Origin of the sequence: Thiomicrorhabdus sp. Milos-T2 (genome assembly GCF_000702325.1) — a bacterium.
Classification (GTDB): Bacteria; Pseudomonadota; Gammaproteobacteria; order Thiomicrospirales; family Thiomicrospiraceae; genus Thiomicrorhabdus.
Map to the genome: position 1 here is coordinate 412,598 of NZ_KL370892.1, position 16,300 is coordinate 428,897.

Here is a 16,300-nt window from a genome sequence, read left to right on the forward strand (position 1 = left end):
GACCCCTTTTCCACAGAATTCAAGACCCTAGAAAAAGAAACCAACAGCAAGGTCTATTTTGCAGATCCTTATTCACCTTGGCAGCGTGGTGCGAATGAAAATACGAATGGCTTATTAAGAAGATATTTTCCAAAAGGGTGTAATTTTCATGAGATAGAAGATAAAGTAATTGCTCAGGCCGTCGAGAAATTAAATCATCGGCCGCGAAAATGTCTAAATTATAGAACGCCTTATGAGGTCTTTTTTAAAACCAAGACTGTTGCACTTAGAACTTGAATTCACCAGGTTTTGTCTTTGTAAAGGGGTCAGTACCCTTAAAATATTTTTTAAAACGAAAAATAATAATTATTCAATAAATTCAATAAGATAAGTTAAAGGGTACTGACCCCTTTTCCATTCTGACCCCTTTACCGCTGACCCCTTTTCTATTAACCGATGAAACCACTAAAACGATTTTGACGACGTTATTAGACGTTGTTAAAACGAAAGTGGCTGAAAATAGGTAAAGAAAATTAAACTAAGTTTAAAAAACTAAAGCGTGTTTCGGTTTTAAGCTTGAGTTGATAGAGAGTTTTTAACCAGCTCAATAAACTCTTTTTCTGGGAGTGGTTTACTGCATAGATACCCTTGGTACGCTTCGCAGTTGATTTGCTTTAAAAAATTTAACTGATCTTCGGTTTCAACACTTTCAGCAATCACGTCAATTTTTAGGTTATGAGCCATATTTACGATAGTTTCAATAAAAATCGCACCTGACTTTGAGTCATAGTCATCTAAGAATGATTTATCTATTTTTAGAATATTAATGGGAAAGATTTTTAAATAGGCGAGTGAGGAATAGCCTGTACCAAAGTCATCTAAAGAAATCGTTGCACCTAAACCTCTGATTTTTTTAAGGGTATTTAAGTGTTCTTGAGTATTCTCCATAAGCACAGATTCAGTGATTTCAATATCTAAAAAGTTTGCTGGAAAATTCAATTCATTGACGAGTGTTTCCAGTTTATTAAAAAAGTCTTTATGACTGAATTGCAGGGCAGATACATTCACCGAGACAGGAAGCTGAATATTATATTGTTGTTGCCAATGGAGTTGATTTTCTATGGCTTCTTTTAAAATCCAATCGCCTAAAGGTAAAATTAAACCGCTCTGCTCAGCTATGGTTATAAATTCCCCTGGTGGCACTAGCCCTTTTTCAGGGTGGTTCCAACGTACCAAACATTCTATACCTATTATATTTTTGGTTTTGCTGGATACTTTAGGTTGGTAGTAGAGTTCAAATTCGTTATTTTTAAGCGCGAGGTGTAATTCTTTTTCTAGATTAACCTCGATTTGAATTCTTTGGTTTAGCTCTTCGGTAAAGTAGTGATGTTGATTTCTACCCTGTTTTTTTGCCTCATACATTGCTATATCGGCACTTTTCATGAGTTCTTGGCCGTCAGTTCCATCTTTAGGGTAAAACGCAACCCCAATACTTGCGGAGACATTTATGGATTGGTTACTGACTATTTGTTCTTGGGATATTTTTAATAGTACCCGGTCAATAATATGATTTAACTCTATAAGGTTTTGGTATTTACTAAGAATAATGACAAATTCATCCCCCCCAACACGGGCAATAATGTCGTAGGCTCTAAGTGCCTCCTGCATGATTTTTGCAACATTAACGACGATTTCATCTCCCGCATCATGTCCAAGGGTGTCGTTGATTTTTTTAAAGTTATCGATATCTAAAAACAGGTAAGCGAAGGGGGTATTCGTGCGTTTTGACTCTTCAATTAGCCACTCTAGTCGTTCATTTAGCTGGTAACGATTAGGTAATTCGCTTAATGCATCGGTTCTGGATGAGCGGTAAAGGGCTTGCTTCTCACTAGAGAGTAGTTGAAAGGTTTGCAACATGGAACTACGAATCGTTTCTAATTCTTTTATTTTTAAAGGTTGGGGTGTTCTATCGTGATAATAGGCAAACAGTCTTAATTTTTCTAAAGGTTTAACTAAAAACTTTTTTAATAACTGGTGTAGAAATAGAAAAACTAACAGTGTTGGAATAATAAAAAAGACAAAATATTGGTAATAGGTGTCTGCAAAGTAGTTTTTTATCTCGGGCTGGTTAGCAAACAATAAAAGGCTTAATTGAATCGGTTTGTTTTGTTGATAAACCTCAAATTCTAGTTCATGAACACTATTGTCTAATATGAAGTGGCGATTTACGCTTTGATGTTGAGTATGATGGTGTATGTGTTTTGGAAGCTTACGAATACTGTGATCAGTTGTTAAGAGTATTTGCTTGCCTCTAGCAATAACTAAGGCAGAAATTAAGTGGTTTTGAGCGGCTTTGCGATCGAGTAAAGCTTTGAAGTTATTAAGGTTATTGAGGTTATTTAATTCGGTTGAAATATTGTAACTGGTTTCATGCATTACTTGATGAAAGTTGGTAGCAATGATTTTTGCTTTGGTATTTTGTTCACCCACATAATAGGTTATAAAAGAACCGAATAATGCCGATACCGTTATCATAAATAAGACACTTAAAAAACGGTTTATGGTCAACATTTAGATTAATTTCCTTGTTTGAAAGTTAATCTCATTCATCTTTTGAAGTAGCTCATCTGAAAGTTCATCATTGAGCCATTTAATGGCTTTGAGGCTTTTGTTAAAATCTTCATAGCTAGGGTTTTCTATGTACGATTTAACCACTTCATAATATTCCTTAGGGTTTTCGTTAAGGTTGTTAATCGCTTTGTTAACCAGTTTTTTAAGTGTTACAAAGTCTTGATGACGTTGATTTAGAACATTTTTATCTACATAAAGCGCATCCAAAACCATAATGTTAGGATTGTCTTTAGTGGAATCTATTACATTAAATCCGTGTTTAACTATCTCAAGATTGTATGGAATATAGGTTACGACAATGGTGGGTTTTTGAATGGTTTTTTGTTTAATGAGAGTAACAATTTTAAGCTGGTCTTTGTTAATGAAATTGAAATGTTTATGACTCAAATTATGAGACTTTACAAAGGCATTAAAAACCAAAGTGTTTACCGAATAACTTTCTAGGTAGACATCAACGGTTTCTTTTGTGGTCTCTAACGCTTTAACAGAGCGGTTGCTCAATACCATATCACCGCCATTAGAACGGTTAAACATTATCGCGGGGACTAAATTATGATTTTGGCTATTTACCTTTTGGTATTCAAACTGAGTCCCTGTTAGGCCGTCGAACCCACCCATCTTAAAGGTCATCATGTTTTCACCTAAAGAGACTAAGGGAAAGATTTTAATGTTAGCCTTTTTTAACCAGCCTTTTTCATTAGCATAAAAAAGAGGCGAGTAGCCAATCCATGAATTGGTCGTCAGTTTTATTGGAGTGGACGGCTGTTGACTGCTGCAAGAGGATAGCAAAAAGAAAGTTGCGATTAAAATGAGTTTAATTTTTAACATTTTTGCCTCTAAAAAAGGGTTTTTAGATAAGTTCTCTTTTGAACGATATTAACCACGATTATAAGTCGTATGGATGCGGCGTAGGTATTTAAATTAACTGGTTTATTATGTAAGTGTATTTACGAAAAAACAAGGGGCTTAAGAATAAAGTGATTAAAAAGTAATTAGAAAATTGATTTAAAATCATTTTCAATTTTTATGGCCATTTTAGTCAGTTATATTTTATGAATACAATTACGTATATAGATTATTTAAATGATTCATTTTATAACTTTGATAATAGATACACGCTGAAAAGGGTTAAATTCAAATATAATAATTTGCTTATTTATAACCATTATTTTTCAATTAAATACTCACATGACAAACCAAGTTAGGACTCACAATGAGCATTCAAATAGAATTTAAGACACTTAAAGCGCATTTACAAAGTGTCATTGTTGGCCAAGAAGCGCTGTTGGATAAGATGCTAATTGCTTTATTAACGGGTGGTCATGTTTTGTTAGAAGGACCACCAGGCCTGGCAAAAACCACGGCAGTTAAAACTTTGGCTACCGGTGTTCATGCGAGTTTTCAGCGTATTCAATTTACCCCAGATTTAATGCCTGGCGATGTTATGGGGTCAGATGTATTAGATGTAAATAGCGGTTCGTTAACTTTTGTAAAAGGCCCAATTTTTAATGAAATTGTACTCGCAGATGAAATAAACCGTGCTCCTCCAAAGGTTCAGTCGGCCTTATTAGAAGCAATGGCAGAAAAACAAGTCACTGCAGGTGGTCAAACACGTGCCTTACCCGAAATGTTTTTGGTCATGGCAACCCAAAATCCATTAGAACAAAGCGGTACTTATCCATTGCCAGAGGCACAGTTAGACCGTTTTATGTTGCATTTAGTTCTGGATTATCCGGATGAAAACGAAGAGTTAGAAATTTTAAGGCGTGATAGAGCGCATCATTTTGGCGAAAATAAAGAAGCAGCTAATCCGTTTTTATCACCAGAAAAAGTGTTGCATGCGCGTCATCAGGTTTCAGAACAGTATGTATCAGATTCAATAGAGCAATATATTGTGAAGTTAATTGCCGCTACGCGTAAGTTAGGCGAGTTAGATAGCGCTATGGAGGGGGTTTTAGAGGTTGGTGCTTCTCCACGTGCTTCTATTGCTTTATTGCATGCCGTAAGCGCCTATTCTTGGTTACAAGGGCGAGATTTTGTAACGCCTGATGATGTTATTACGCTTTTGCCTGATGTGTTAAGGCATCGTTTAATTATTAGTTTTAGTGGTCGAGCACAAAAATGGAGTGCCGATAATATCATTCAAAAAATTATTCAACTGGTTCCTGTGCCGGTTGGTATTGAATAAATTTGGCTTTATTTGAGTCTGCTGTGCCCAAGCCATTAAACACATCTACATCAGTGACACATTCCTCCAATCCTTGGATTAAAGGAGCGGTTTTGGTGTGGAATTTTTTTAATCAAAAATTTCGTCAGATTTTTATTGCTCCCATAACACAGCAAAGCGCGAGTCAAGCCGCGTTGCCAATTCTTTCTGCTCAAGATATTGTGCAATTTGGCGAGCAGTTAGCGAATAGTGCCGCTAATATCCCACCTAACTTTAAACAGAGTGAAGCCTTACGCCAGGGTGAACAGAGTTCACGTTTTATGGGCGCTGGGCTTGAATATGAAGAGAGTCGCCCGTATCAGATGGGTGATGAAATTCGCCGTATTAACTGGCGTTTAATGGCACGAACCGGTCAAGCTTACACCAAACTTTTTCAAGAAGAGCGTCAAGAAAACTGGTTTATTTTGGTAGACCATCGCGCCAGTATGCGTTTTGGTACACGCACTCGCATTAAGGCATCACAAGCGGCTAGAGTGGCCGGTTATTATGCTTGGCAAGCCCAACAAGCTGGCATTCCTGTTTCAACAGGTCGATTGGCAGATGATTTTGTTTCTTCGCCAATTTTTGAAGGCAAAATGAGTTATGCCAATGTGATGCAGGCTATTTGCAAACCTTGCCCACCTATAGAGAACAATCAGGTTGAACCGGCTTTAAATGACGTTTTTTTGTGCTTAAGTGGACGTTTACAACCAGGTGCTCGTTTAATTGTGGTTAGTGATTTTCATGATATTGATAGTCAAACCACCGAAATCTTAACGGCACTGCAAGATCGCGTAAAACTTAAAGCGGTTTGGGTAAAAGACCTTTCTGAATCTCAACTACCGGCAATAGATGGATTGCAGTTGCAATCTATGAGTAATCACCAGGTTTATGAGATTAACAATCAGCAGCAAAGAGAAGATTACCAGGCCTGGTCAACTCATTACCAACAACAAATTTACAACACCTTACAACATGCTAATGTGGCGTTGTATTCTGTATGGGCGCACGATGAAATTTTAGAAATGACCACGGCTCTAAACCGCATAAATGTTATTGGTGCAAATGATTCAAGCGAATTTATGGGTTCTGACGTATTGAAAAACCGAGGTGTGAACCATGCCTGAAATCAATACCGTCAACTCCGCTAATAGCATTAACCCTTCTGAAATTGCGGCGCAAGAAGTGCCAGAAACACAAACAACGAATCAAATTGTAGATTTGATGCAGTCTGAACTACTGGATATTGAATACCCTCTTGACCCTGGCGTAGATTGGTTAGGCATAACACAGAGTTTTATTGTAGGTTTGTTGGTTGTTTTAATTGTAGCAGGCCTGGTATATCTACTTTGGCGCTCAAAATCGGCTAATAACGGTTTATTAATGGGAGTGTTCAAGCTCAAATGGCAGTTTAAAACCTTAGCACCAGGCCTGGTAACTGTTAGCACAGCCGATAATGCCACTGAAAAGGTGGTTGCTATGAATGTTGATAAGAACGTTGATAAAAACGTTGATAAAACAGTTTTAATGAATTTTTATCTATGGATGAAACAGTTTGAGCATTGTTTGCAACATTTACAGGTTTTTAAAGTTTTAACGGTGGTTGAAGATCAACAAGCTTTAGTGCGTTTTGCGGAGTTAAAATATCGTTCTCAAGCGATGGCTTTTTCACAACACCAAGTTCCACGTGAAGCTTATGAACAAGTGCTTATTCAAGCCCAGTCTTTGCTTAAGCAATTGCTTACAGCTAAGGTCATCATTGCTTATATTCGTGCTAATCTCAAAGCTAAAATCACAAACATAGGGCAATCATAATGCAAGAGTGGTTGTTGAATGGTTTAGCCAGTTGGGGGCATAGTTTAGGGTTTGTAGGATTAGTTAATGAATCACAACCTTTACAATTTGATGCCCCTCATTGGTTGTGGCTAATTTGGTTGTGGCCAATTTTGTGGGTTGCGAGTTATTTTTTTGCGGCAAAAAATGATTTAAGTGAGTTATCTGCCAGTCGTCAACTTAAGGTAAAACACGCGTTAATTCATAAAATGAAAAGTGGGTTGGTTACCCCTAAAAAAAGTGGCCGCTTATTCTCTACTGGCATCTTCAATTTACTGCGTGGATTGGTAATCTTCTTTTTGGCGATTGCCTTAGCCCAACCGGTTCAAAAATTACCCACACCGTCTGAACCGCAAGCAAAAACGGTGAGAGATATTGTGTTTGTGATAGAAAGCTCAGCCTCTTTTTTACTGCCTGATTACGAGTTAAATGGACAGCCTGAAACGCGAATGAATGTGGTTAAACAAGTGTTAGACAACTTTATTGGTGAGCTTAAGGGCAACCGTTTTAGCCTAGCGATTTATGCAGATAATGCTTATACATTGTTACCTTTAACCAGTGACCAAACCTTAGCAAGATTTACCTTAAAACGCCTTAAACCTTATTTAGCAGGGAGAACAGATAGTGCAATGGGGGAGGCTTTAGGGTTAGCTTTAAAACAAACGGATCAAAATACAGCTATTACCAAAGCCAATGCAGAAAGCTTAAAACGTGTTGTGGTATTGATTAGTGACGGCTTAAGCCAGCCAAGTAAAATTGAATTGACCGAAGCAGTCAACTACGCTCAGTTGCTAAAAGTGCCCATTTATAGCATTGGAGTGGGCGCAAGTAGTGCTAAAGCAGACAAACGAGTTTATACCGGTTTACTCTACCAACCGCTAGAAAGTGAATCTTTAAGAGCTTTGGCAGAGCAAACTGACGGACAGTATTATCAAGTGGGCAGTGGCCAAGAGATCTCAGCGGTATTAGAAAAAATTAACCAGGCCGAAGGTGTTCCTTTTTTAGCGCCTCCCGCACCACCGCAAAAACAAGCCTTGTTTGCTTATCCATTAATAGCAGCGATTGTGGTTTTAGGGATTTATTGGGTATTAAGTCTGTTGTGGATGAGTGTTATTTCTAGAGATAAACTCCTTAAACACTCCACTCATTCTGTTAGGCAGGAGGCTAACTAATGTTAGATACCTGGTTAAATAATGAACTGGTTTGGCGTGCGCCAATTTGGTTGTGGGCACTGCTTTTACCGGTTTTGGTTGCGGTGGTTCAACGCTTTCTAAAACAACGCCAAAAACAGAATTATGCAGACAGTCATCTTTGGCCGTGGGTTGCCGTTGATTCACCTCAAACTACCCGGCCTGGTAGTTCTGGTTTTGAGTTTAAACAAATCATGTTTTGGCCAATTAATTTACTGAGAGGTTTATTTAGACCTAGTCGATTATTAGCGTTGGCTTGGTTGTGTTTTGTGATTGCAATTGCTGAACCTCGTAGCCTGGATACGACTTACGATATGCAGACTCGACAAGGTGTTGATGTAATGGTTGATTTGGATGTTTCCCGATCAATGACAGCAGAAGATGTGCAGCCTAACCGGTTTTTGTATGCTAAATCGATAGTTGAATCGCTAGTGAATCAGTTAGAGACTAATGATAGAGTTGCCTTAAGCGTATTTGGCGGCCAACCACACTCTGTTTTGCCGTTAACTTACGATAAAAGCGTATTTTCCAAATCTTTAAACCTGATTGAACCTGGCATGCTACCAACACAAGGTAGTTGGTTAGATTTGGCCTTAATTGGAGCGTTAAATACCTTAAGCCAAACAGGACGCCCCGCTAAAGTCTTGCTGGTATTTACCGATGGAGCGCCACCCTTTTGGAAGCCGATAGAGTTACCATCTATTGTGCAACAGTTAAAGGCAGCTAAGTCACAGAAACAATCTGATACGGGTGTAAAAGTGATTTACATTGGAGTGGGGCAAACTCGTTCAACGACCATTCCTGACCCTACGCATTCCTCTGGCAACCTTCATGTTAATGGTTTATTAGTACAAAGCCGATTAGAAGAAAATCAATTAGTCAAATTGGCTGATAAGACAGAAGGTTTGTATCTTCGTGCTCAATCTGGGCAAGATTTTATGCAAAAGTTAATGGATGAGATTGCCCAAACCACAAGTGCATATCAGGAGAGTCAACCACGTAAAAATTGGCATAGTTATTCTCAGCCGTTTATGGTGATTGGCATAATCAGTTTGCTGTTGGCCTTTTATGGCTGGCAGTTGATTTTAGGTTTACTCAATGCGATTAAAACGGTTTGGGATTCTTTGCTGGGCGGTGCGTCAACAGATAATGAAAAACCCCATCCTCAAAACGACTTAGGTAAATCGACTAATATCCACTCATTGCTTTTAACAGGCCTGCTGCTTCCTATTGTTTTGCTAGGTTTAAATAGTTGGTCAACGCCTGCAAACGCAGAGAATAACCACTCATCTAAACAGACTTTGCAGCAAGCTTATCAAGCTTTTAATAGTGAATCCTATGAGTTGGCTGAATCGCTGTATGATGCAGTACCTAATTATAAAGGTTGGTTTGGAGCCGGTGCATCGGCTTATAAAAACGGCGACCTTGAAGCTGCGGTACTCTATTTTAGGCAAGCCGCATGGCAAGCACCCACGCAACATATGCGTGCTCAGTCGCTATACAATTTGGGCAATAGTTACTATCAAGCCAATTTGTTGCCACAAGCAATTGAGTCATTTAAGCAAGCTTTGCTTTATCAATCCCCTTATGAAAAAGCAGAACATAATTTGGCTTTAGCGCAAGAGCGTTTAAACCTTGAGATTCAGGGTAAATTGAAGAAATCTGACAAACCCGGTAAAGAGGATAGTGAAGGTTCAAGAGGTAGCGATTCGCAAGGTGCATTTTACGGAGGTCAAAAACCTGGAGATTCTAATTCTAAAGAGCCTGGTTTTGGTTCAGATGGAGATGCTTCCAGCGGTAACCGAAGTGGTAAAAAAGTGAACATTCCTGAGATTGATGCGCTCACAAACTATCGATTAAACCCGAGTATTGTTAAGTTGCGTTTAAATAGTTTGCAGGACGATAAATCGGTAAACAAAGTACTCATTGCACAACATAAACAGCAACGTGCAGAGAAGTTTGAGCACCAATTACAGCAACTTCAAGATGATCAAAAAGCATTATTGCAAAGACTCTTTGAGAGAGAAGAAGGGTTTCATGCCAAGCAAGATGAAGCGCATCCTATTCCAGGAGTTCAACCATGGTAGCTTTGTTTAATATGAAGGGGTTGGCTGTTTTGCAATTTGGTTTGATTAGGTTGGGTGTGTTGTTTATTGTTATAAATTTGACCTTGGTTAAATCAGTTTGGGCTATTGACGTTCCTCCTCCAGAAATTGATTACAACAAGCTGTCACAAAGAACCATTGAAGCTACCGTTAAGATTCGTCCATTAGAAGTTAAATTGGGTGAACCGATAACGCTCGTGGTTGAAGGTGAATACCTAACGCAGTCTATCGCCGTTATTAACTGGTCTTTCTTTACTAAAGATTTTGTGATTGATGATATTGAAGAGTCGTCGGATGATTTACGGGTTAAATTTTATGCGTTTAAAGCTGGTAAATTCAATATTAAAGCTCAATCAGCAGGGTATATTGATATCCCTGAAACGACTATTCAGGTTAATGTAAACCCAGAAGTAACTGTAAACTGGAAAACACCCTCTAACCAGGCTTATAGCCAGCAGCAAATTGTTTGGAAAGCTGAGGTAGAAACTCAAAACCCTGCTTATTTGGTGGAAGTAGAACCTCGAAATGTAGAAAAAAATCCTGACATCACGGTACATCAATTTGAAGACAAGACCTTTGTAGCTTATGAAATGCCAAGTATTTTTAACGCTCAGCAGGTCAAATTAGACTCTCCTGTGGTGTTGGTTAAAAATACCACTCAGCGCCGCTGGAAGTTTTTTGATACAACACAAACCATTAACCTTAAACCACTCCCCAATTTTTTACCCGCTTCGGTGCCTGTAGGTCAATTAGATTGGCAAATCTCGCCTATGGATTGGTTCTATGCAAGTGGACAGTTGCATTATTGGAATTGGCAATTAAAGGGGCATGCCTTAACCAAAGACTACCTTAAAACCGCGGCTTCTCAGCTTATTGCTCAATTACCGCCATCAGATAAAATTACTTGGTTAACAGAATCCATACAAGTTGAGCAAAATGCAGATAATAATGGCATGCTGAGTACGGCAAACATACAAATACCTTTTAGAATGAATCAACCAGGCCTGGTAAGTTTGCCCAATCTGATATTGCGAGGATTTAACCCCAACACGGGCAAAGTAGAACAACAAACCTGGCAGGGGCAAACAACCTTAGTTGTACCCAGTTTGGTGATTTGGTTAGTCCAGTGGGTATTACTTTTATTATTGATTGGGTTGAGCTTTATTCTTCTATTAGCATTAAAGCAGGCCTGGTTAAACCATCAATTGATTGAGAATGTTAATCGAGCGAATAATGCCCTTGAAATTTGGCAAGCGATGCTCAGTTGGAAAAATAACCAGGCCTGGCAGAGTGTTGAAAGTGTTAAAAATGGTGATACTTTACAAACCGATTCGATTGGAATTTGGCAACAATGGTATCTACAACATTTTTCTAAAACGGAATCACAAATTGAAGATTTACAATCTTTAGTGAATTTATTGAATAGTGCCTTATTTGCTCAAACCAGTAAAACACATGAACAGACAACGTTATTAGAAACCGACCCTTTAAAAGTGGCTGCTGAAGCTTGGTCTAAACAACAATCTATTTGGCCAAGCTTGCAGCAGATATGGCGTTATGGCTTAAAGCTTGGCGCGATGTTAAAAGGGGTAAAGGGGTTAAAAGGCGTTAAAAGGCATTAAAAGCGAAAACAGTCGTAAACTTTAATCGTTAATAACAAACGGTTTTACAATTCGCTGATATTTTTGATAGGCAATATAAGCGCTATAGCTTAAAGAGCCTATAACAATGGCTATTCCCGCATAAAACAGGCCTGAAGAGAATGCATTCTCTCTCAAAAACATCGGTATCATTAGTATAAATCCAATAACAAACCCCATTGTTGCTGTTTTAACGGCAACTTTTAAGATGCTTTTGGTAAGAAGTTGCTTGTGTTCTGCTGAGCCTAATTCCATGGTGGATTCTCGTTTTAATATTTAGTTTGATATTAACAATATGAGACCTTTACACGAGAGTATGAACGAGTAAAAATGGTTCTAGGTGCCCCTTGAGGGTAAAAATTCACCCGATTTTTGTTGTACCCCAAGGGCACTTCCGTTGGGCGACAACTTGTGAATAGCTAGCTATTCCCTACGTTTTCCGCCGCAAACGAAGAACTCGACGCCCGAAGGGGTAAGTCGAGAATCAGGCAATTTTTTTACCCTCAAGGGGTACTTACGCCTATTTTTCTTTCGTACCTATCTCGTGCAAAGGTCTCAATATCTGTTTTAACATTCTATCGAGGCAAATTTTGTTCTAGCCAAAGGCTAAAATTTCCGTAATCCATTGCCCCTGACATTCTAGTGAGTTCTTTACCTGACTGAAATACGGCTAGAGTCGGAATAGAGCGGATTCCAAATTGTGCCCCGATTTGTTGTTCTGTTTCAGTATTGATTTTGACAAAACGTGCTCGTGGCTCAAAGTTTGCAGCTGCCTGAGCAAACGTTGGTGCAAATCCCTGGCATGGACCACACCAAGGTGCCCAAAAGTCCACTACGAGTGGTTGATCGCTCTTATTTAATGCTCTTAAAAACTGTTCACCATTCATTTCAATCGGTTTACCAGGGAAAAGAGACTTTTGGCATTTTCCACAATTTGCTTGTTTAGAGAGTTTGTCATCCGCAACACGGTTTAAACCGCCGCAGTGTGGGCACATAATAATCATATTGAGCCTCCAGTTTTATTAGACTGTTAAGTGAATCTAATTCCATTATGGGGGTGTTTTAATTGATTTCAAGCAAAACAGCATTGAAATCAGATGGCTCTATTTTAACCAGCTTGGTTTTGGACTTTCTCGTTTTCCAGCATCAAAACCCTCATCAACAAATCCGTGTAGAGTCTCATCGTGACAATGAATTAATTCCACTATTTTGGGATCATCACTGGTTAAGGTTGCTTCTACGCCATTAGGGATTTTATGATATTCCATATTTATTTGGTCTTTATACTCAAAGAGAGCTGAGAACAAAGGATCCCAAGATCGAATAGCGCGTCCCATTCCAAAGCGTGTTTCCATTCCAACCACGTGTTCTTGAAGAATTTTGACAAGCTTAGGAGAATCGGTTGTTGTTCTACTACAAATCCCATTAGGAAGGGCTTCTGTTGTTCGGTTTAGCTCAGTGTGGTGCTCTAAAAGGTGACTGAATAGGGCTTGATCTTTTTTATGCTGTTCATCACTGCCATGGCCATGTTTGTAGTTACGATGCTGAGATTTGCTTTCCATAAGATAACTCCAGTATTTAGGTTAGGGTATTCTTTTTATGTTAGATAGCGCTTATTATTTTAATTAAAGAACATTTAATTTGAATAAATTTACTGCAAAAAAAAACGCGGTATGGTCAGTACCGCGTTTTTAGAGCTGAGGAGCATTAAAAAACTTTTTAAAACTTTAGGAGACTTTTGCAAAGGTCTCTAGGGGTAACTAAAATAAATTGATTAGGTTTATTTAAGTTAATACAAAGTTTAATACTGCCGTGCTGTTTGAGCAATAGGGAAAAATGGAGGAAGTATTGAAATAGTCTAAATTATTTATATGGGTATAACTAAAATTTATTATTGGTGTTTAGCTGAAAAATATCAATTTGTTAGCACGATGAAAAACAGAAACAAACATATTATCTCAAATAAAAAACTGTGAAGTTTTAATAAAAAGTTGAATGCTTTGCATGAGAATTCGTCTCTTGCAAAGCTATTTTATGGTTTATTTTTCTGAGATAGGAGCTTTTGGGCTTTCTATGGTTTTTTCAGATTCTTCACTTTTAGCTTCATTAGAATCTAAGTTTGAAGTTGAATCGTCTTCAGCGACTTTAGTTTCAGCCTGAGTTTCTAATGGAGTTTTGTCTATGTTATTCTCAACGTTATTCTTAACTTTTGGTAGGTTTGTCGACTTTTCTTCTTGTTTTCCAGAAGGGTTGGCAAACTGATCATTTAGTTTTTGAATTGCCGATTTACTGGCCATGACAACCTGGTTAAGTTTATTACGATTTCGTTTACTCCAACCCCTAGGTTCTTTAGGAAACATCCCTCGCCAAAATCGGGTGTTATGACGTAACGCATTGGCTAGTTGTGAATCAGTTTTGGAAATACGTGCAATATCCCACTTGGCAAACTTAGCACGTAAAAACCAATGAATACCAAAAATGATAAGTAATGCGAGCCCACTAAAGCCAGCGCCATAGACAATAGACTGTTGCATGAGTTGCGATATTTGCCATTGTAAAATGGGTGTTTCAAAAGCTCCAAAACTCGTTAATCCAAAGAATAGGATGGCAGTTAGAGCTGAAAATACCACTACGTCAGTGGCAATGACTTTTCTTCTCCATGCGCTAATAGCTTTTTCAATTAATGGAATTTTTTGGACATGCATTTCTTCAACAATGGTTTCCATTGTATTAGCAATACGATACGTACGTTCTATGCTGACTTTATCAATACGTTGATAAATACGTTCCATATCTAAGTCTTTTTTACGTTTAAAACGTTCTGCTTTTGCTTCATCATTAAAGTCATTAGCAGAGGCTTCATTGTAAATAGCATAGAAGTTTCCACCCACTAATCCTTGGCTTGAAATAGCGCGTTGCCAAGAACCAATAACCTCTTCTGGATTGTCTTCATGGGCTGCAGTATCTATTTGATTAAGGATGTAGAGAATTTTATCTGAATCTTTACGTTCAGTTGTGGTTGCAACTAGGTGTTGTAAGGTATCTCTCATTGCCCCGGGTTCTGGATGACGAGCATCAAAAAAGACTAAAACTAGGTCAGACATTTCAATGATATGGTCGGTAATTCTTAGGGTTGAATCACGTTGTGAATCGGCATCAAATCCTGGGGAATCAATTAATATTTTTCCCTTTAAAATATCTGCATTAGTGGTTTTTAGTTGTAGGTAATTGTCGATTCGACGGCCTTCACCGGTTTCAACCTTGTCAATTTCTTTACTAATACCAAAAAATGGAAAGCGTGGGTCTGAATCTAATGCCAGGCCTGGTAGAGTGGTGACCTCTGCATTACTTCCATAGCAAAGTACGGTAAATTTATCATCTATCGCTTGATTGCCGGTTGCTTGTAATTCGGTCCCCGTATAGTTGTTGATAAATGTTGATTTACCAGCCGAAAAAGTCCCGAGTACAGAAATTAAAGGCCACCATGAAATTTGTGTCGCATAAGATTGTTCTTTAGTGAGTAAACCGGTTTTATAACCAATCTTATCAAGTTCTTTATAGGTGTTGATAATATCCAAAAGAACAGGGTTTTCTTCTTTAAGATGTTGTTGTAATTTAAGATAGCGCTCTTTAGGTGTCATGGTTTCACTTCCTTAGTCGGTGATTGTTTTTGTTGTTGCACTTGAGACTGAGATGGTCGCATTGGTGCATAAGGTGCAACAGGATAATTATACCTAGGAATGACTGGTGGCGGAGTAGAACGTTTGGTTTTTCCGCCAGGCATCATTGACCAAGGCATTACGCTATTCATTGATTTCAGTGGAGTAGAGATGTTTTCATTTAACTCTCCAAGATTAGAGCTCATTGAATTGGTTGAGTAAACCATAGAATATACGGAATGGCTCATGCTGTTAACAGAGGCATTCATGCTATTAATCGCATTGGTCATCTCTACAATTCGGTCGCTCATTTTAGTAACCGATTCCATATTACGGTTCATTTTATCCATGTGAATATTGATAGCACCCATTTGGTGATCAATTTGATTCATTTTTTGGTTTAGCGTATTGGTCATAGTAACCACTGCTTTTGTCATGGCGTACATATTATTGGAAATATTTCGCATGTCTTTGGTGACATTGAAAATTAAATAGAAGCCATATATAGCAAGAATAACAAAAGCAATCATCATTGGGTAAATAACTTTTTCCCAACGACGAATACCTTTTGTCATCGCATCAGCCAAATCATTTAAGTCAAATTTTTCTTGAGTATCTGTGTTTTTATTATTTTCGGGCATTAAGAGTTCCTTAGATAGAGATTATGGTTTTCATTATGTATTTAACCTCTAGGACTAAACGGAAAATAATAAGAGTTAATTGGTTTTTGACGCACTACACGTAAAAAAGGTTGTTGACGGTAAGGCTGAACAGAATTTTTAACATAAGAGTAGCGAGTTGGATATGGCATGTTATGCGCAGAATTTTGATTAGATGAATCTACAGGCGGCATAGGCTTCATTGGCGCAGGGTTATATTGCGGCATAGGTTGCATGGGAGCCATCGGTTTCATAGGTGGCATCGCCTTGAAGTTTTGCTGAGGCATGTTCTGCATAGGAGGCATAGGCTGCATTGGCGCAGGTTTATACTGCGGCATAGGTTGCATGGGAGCCATAGGTTTCATAGGCGGCATCGCCTTGAAGTTATGCTGAGGCAT

14 protein-coding genes and 1 pseudogene are annotated in these 16,300 nt (G+C 38.4%); 7 read left to right on the forward strand and 8 right to left on the reverse strand.

Going from position 1 to position 16,300, the window contains the following annotated elements; genetic code table 11:
* Positions 1-27 precede the first annotated feature (27 nt).
* A pseudogene (locus BS34_RS13025) lies at positions 28-276 on the forward strand (IS30 family transposase); the annotation flags it as partial.
* Between the two features lie 273 nt (positions 277-549).
* On the opposite strand, the gene BS34_RS12775 reads toward BS34_RS13025, so the two are convergent.
* On the reverse strand, positions 550-2,550 hold the full coding sequence (locus BS34_RS12775) for a putative bifunctional diguanylate cyclase/phosphodiesterase (protein WP_051640887.1): 2,001 nt from the start codon (positions 2,548-2,550) through the stop codon (positions 550-552).
* Complete coding sequence (locus tag BS34_RS0111935) at positions 2,551-3,438, reverse strand: ABC transporter substrate-binding protein (protein WP_029408734.1); 888 nt, start codon at positions 3,436-3,438, stop codon at positions 2,551-2,553.
* Between the two features lie 385 nt (positions 3,439-3,823).
* Here BS34_RS0111935 and BS34_RS0111940 point away from each other — a divergent pair, with 385 nt between their 5' ends.
* The 6 genes from BS34_RS0111940 to BS34_RS0111965 all read left to right on the forward strand — a co-directional run bounded on the left by BS34_RS0111940 (position 3,824) and on the right by BS34_RS0111965 (position 11,566).
* Complete coding sequence (locus tag BS34_RS0111940; protein ID WP_029408735.1) at positions 3,824-4,798, forward strand: AAA family ATPase; 975 nt, start codon at positions 3,824-3,826, stop codon at positions 4,796-4,798.
* A 95-nt stretch (positions 4,799-4,893) separates the two neighbouring features.
* Positions 4,894-5,943, forward strand: a complete 1,050-nt coding sequence (locus tag BS34_RS12780) for a DUF58 domain-containing protein (protein ID WP_233993213.1) — start codon at positions 4,894-4,896, stop codon at positions 5,941-5,943.
* Entirely contained in the window at positions 5,936-6,631 is a 696-nt protein-coding gene (locus tag BS34_RS0111950) for a hypothetical protein (protein ID WP_029408737.1), read from the forward strand. Before BS34_RS12780 ends, BS34_RS0111950 begins: the two co-directional genes overlap by 8 nt.
* Complete coding sequence (locus BS34_RS0111955; RefSeq protein WP_029408738.1) at positions 6,631-7,821, forward strand: vWA domain-containing protein; 1,191 nt, start codon at positions 6,631-6,633, stop codon at positions 7,819-7,821. Before BS34_RS0111950 ends, BS34_RS0111955 begins: the two co-directional genes overlap by 1 nt.
* Positions 7,821-9,926 carry a VWA domain-containing protein gene (locus tag BS34_RS0111960; protein WP_029408739.1) on the forward strand — a complete coding sequence of 702 codons (2,106 nt, stop codon included), beginning with the start codon at positions 7,821-7,823 and terminating at the stop codon, positions 9,924-9,926. Before BS34_RS0111955 ends, BS34_RS0111960 begins: the two co-directional genes overlap by 1 nt.
* The gene (locus BS34_RS0111965; protein WP_029408740.1) at positions 9,920-11,566 is read left to right on the forward strand and encodes a hypothetical protein; all 1,647 of its coding nucleotides are present in this window, start codon (positions 9,920-9,922) and stop codon (positions 11,564-11,566) included. The genes BS34_RS0111960 and BS34_RS0111965 overlap by 7 nt, the downstream gene beginning before the upstream one ends.
* A gap of 21 nt (positions 11,567-11,587) precedes the next feature.
* On the opposite strand, the gene BS34_RS0111970 is transcribed toward BS34_RS0111965, so the two are convergent.
* The 6 genes from BS34_RS0111970 to BS34_RS12405 all read right to left on the reverse strand — a co-directional run.
* Positions 11,588-11,839 carry a hypothetical protein gene (locus BS34_RS0111970; RefSeq protein ID WP_029408741.1) on the reverse strand — a complete coding sequence of 84 codons (252 nt, stop codon included), beginning with the start codon at positions 11,837-11,839 and terminating at the stop codon, positions 11,588-11,590.
* A 320-nt stretch (positions 11,840-12,159) separates the two neighbouring features.
* Positions 12,160-12,588, reverse strand: a complete 429-nt coding sequence (trxC, locus tag BS34_RS0111975; protein ID WP_029408742.1) for a thioredoxin TrxC — start codon at positions 12,586-12,588, stop codon at positions 12,160-12,162.
* A 99-nt stretch (positions 12,589-12,687) separates the two neighbouring features.
* Entirely contained in the window at positions 12,688-13,146 is a 459-nt protein-coding gene (locus tag BS34_RS0111980; RefSeq protein WP_029408743.1) for a hypothetical protein, read from the reverse strand.
* A 477-nt stretch (positions 13,147-13,623) separates the two neighbouring features.
* Entirely contained in the window at positions 13,624-15,225 is a 1,602-nt protein-coding gene (locus tag BS34_RS0111985) for a dynamin family protein (RefSeq protein ID WP_084151660.1), read from the reverse strand.
* A complete protein-coding gene (locus BS34_RS0111990) occupies positions 15,222-15,884 on the reverse strand; it encodes a DUF948 domain-containing protein (protein ID WP_029408745.1) in 663 nt (220 codons plus the stop codon). The genes BS34_RS0111985 and BS34_RS0111990 overlap by 4 nt, the downstream gene beginning before the upstream one ends.
* A gap of 41 nt (positions 15,885-15,925) precedes the next feature.
* Positions 15,926-16,300, reverse strand: a 375-nt coding sequence (locus BS34_RS12405) for a hypothetical protein (RefSeq protein WP_233993212.1), incomplete at its 5' end; no start/stop codon positions are given.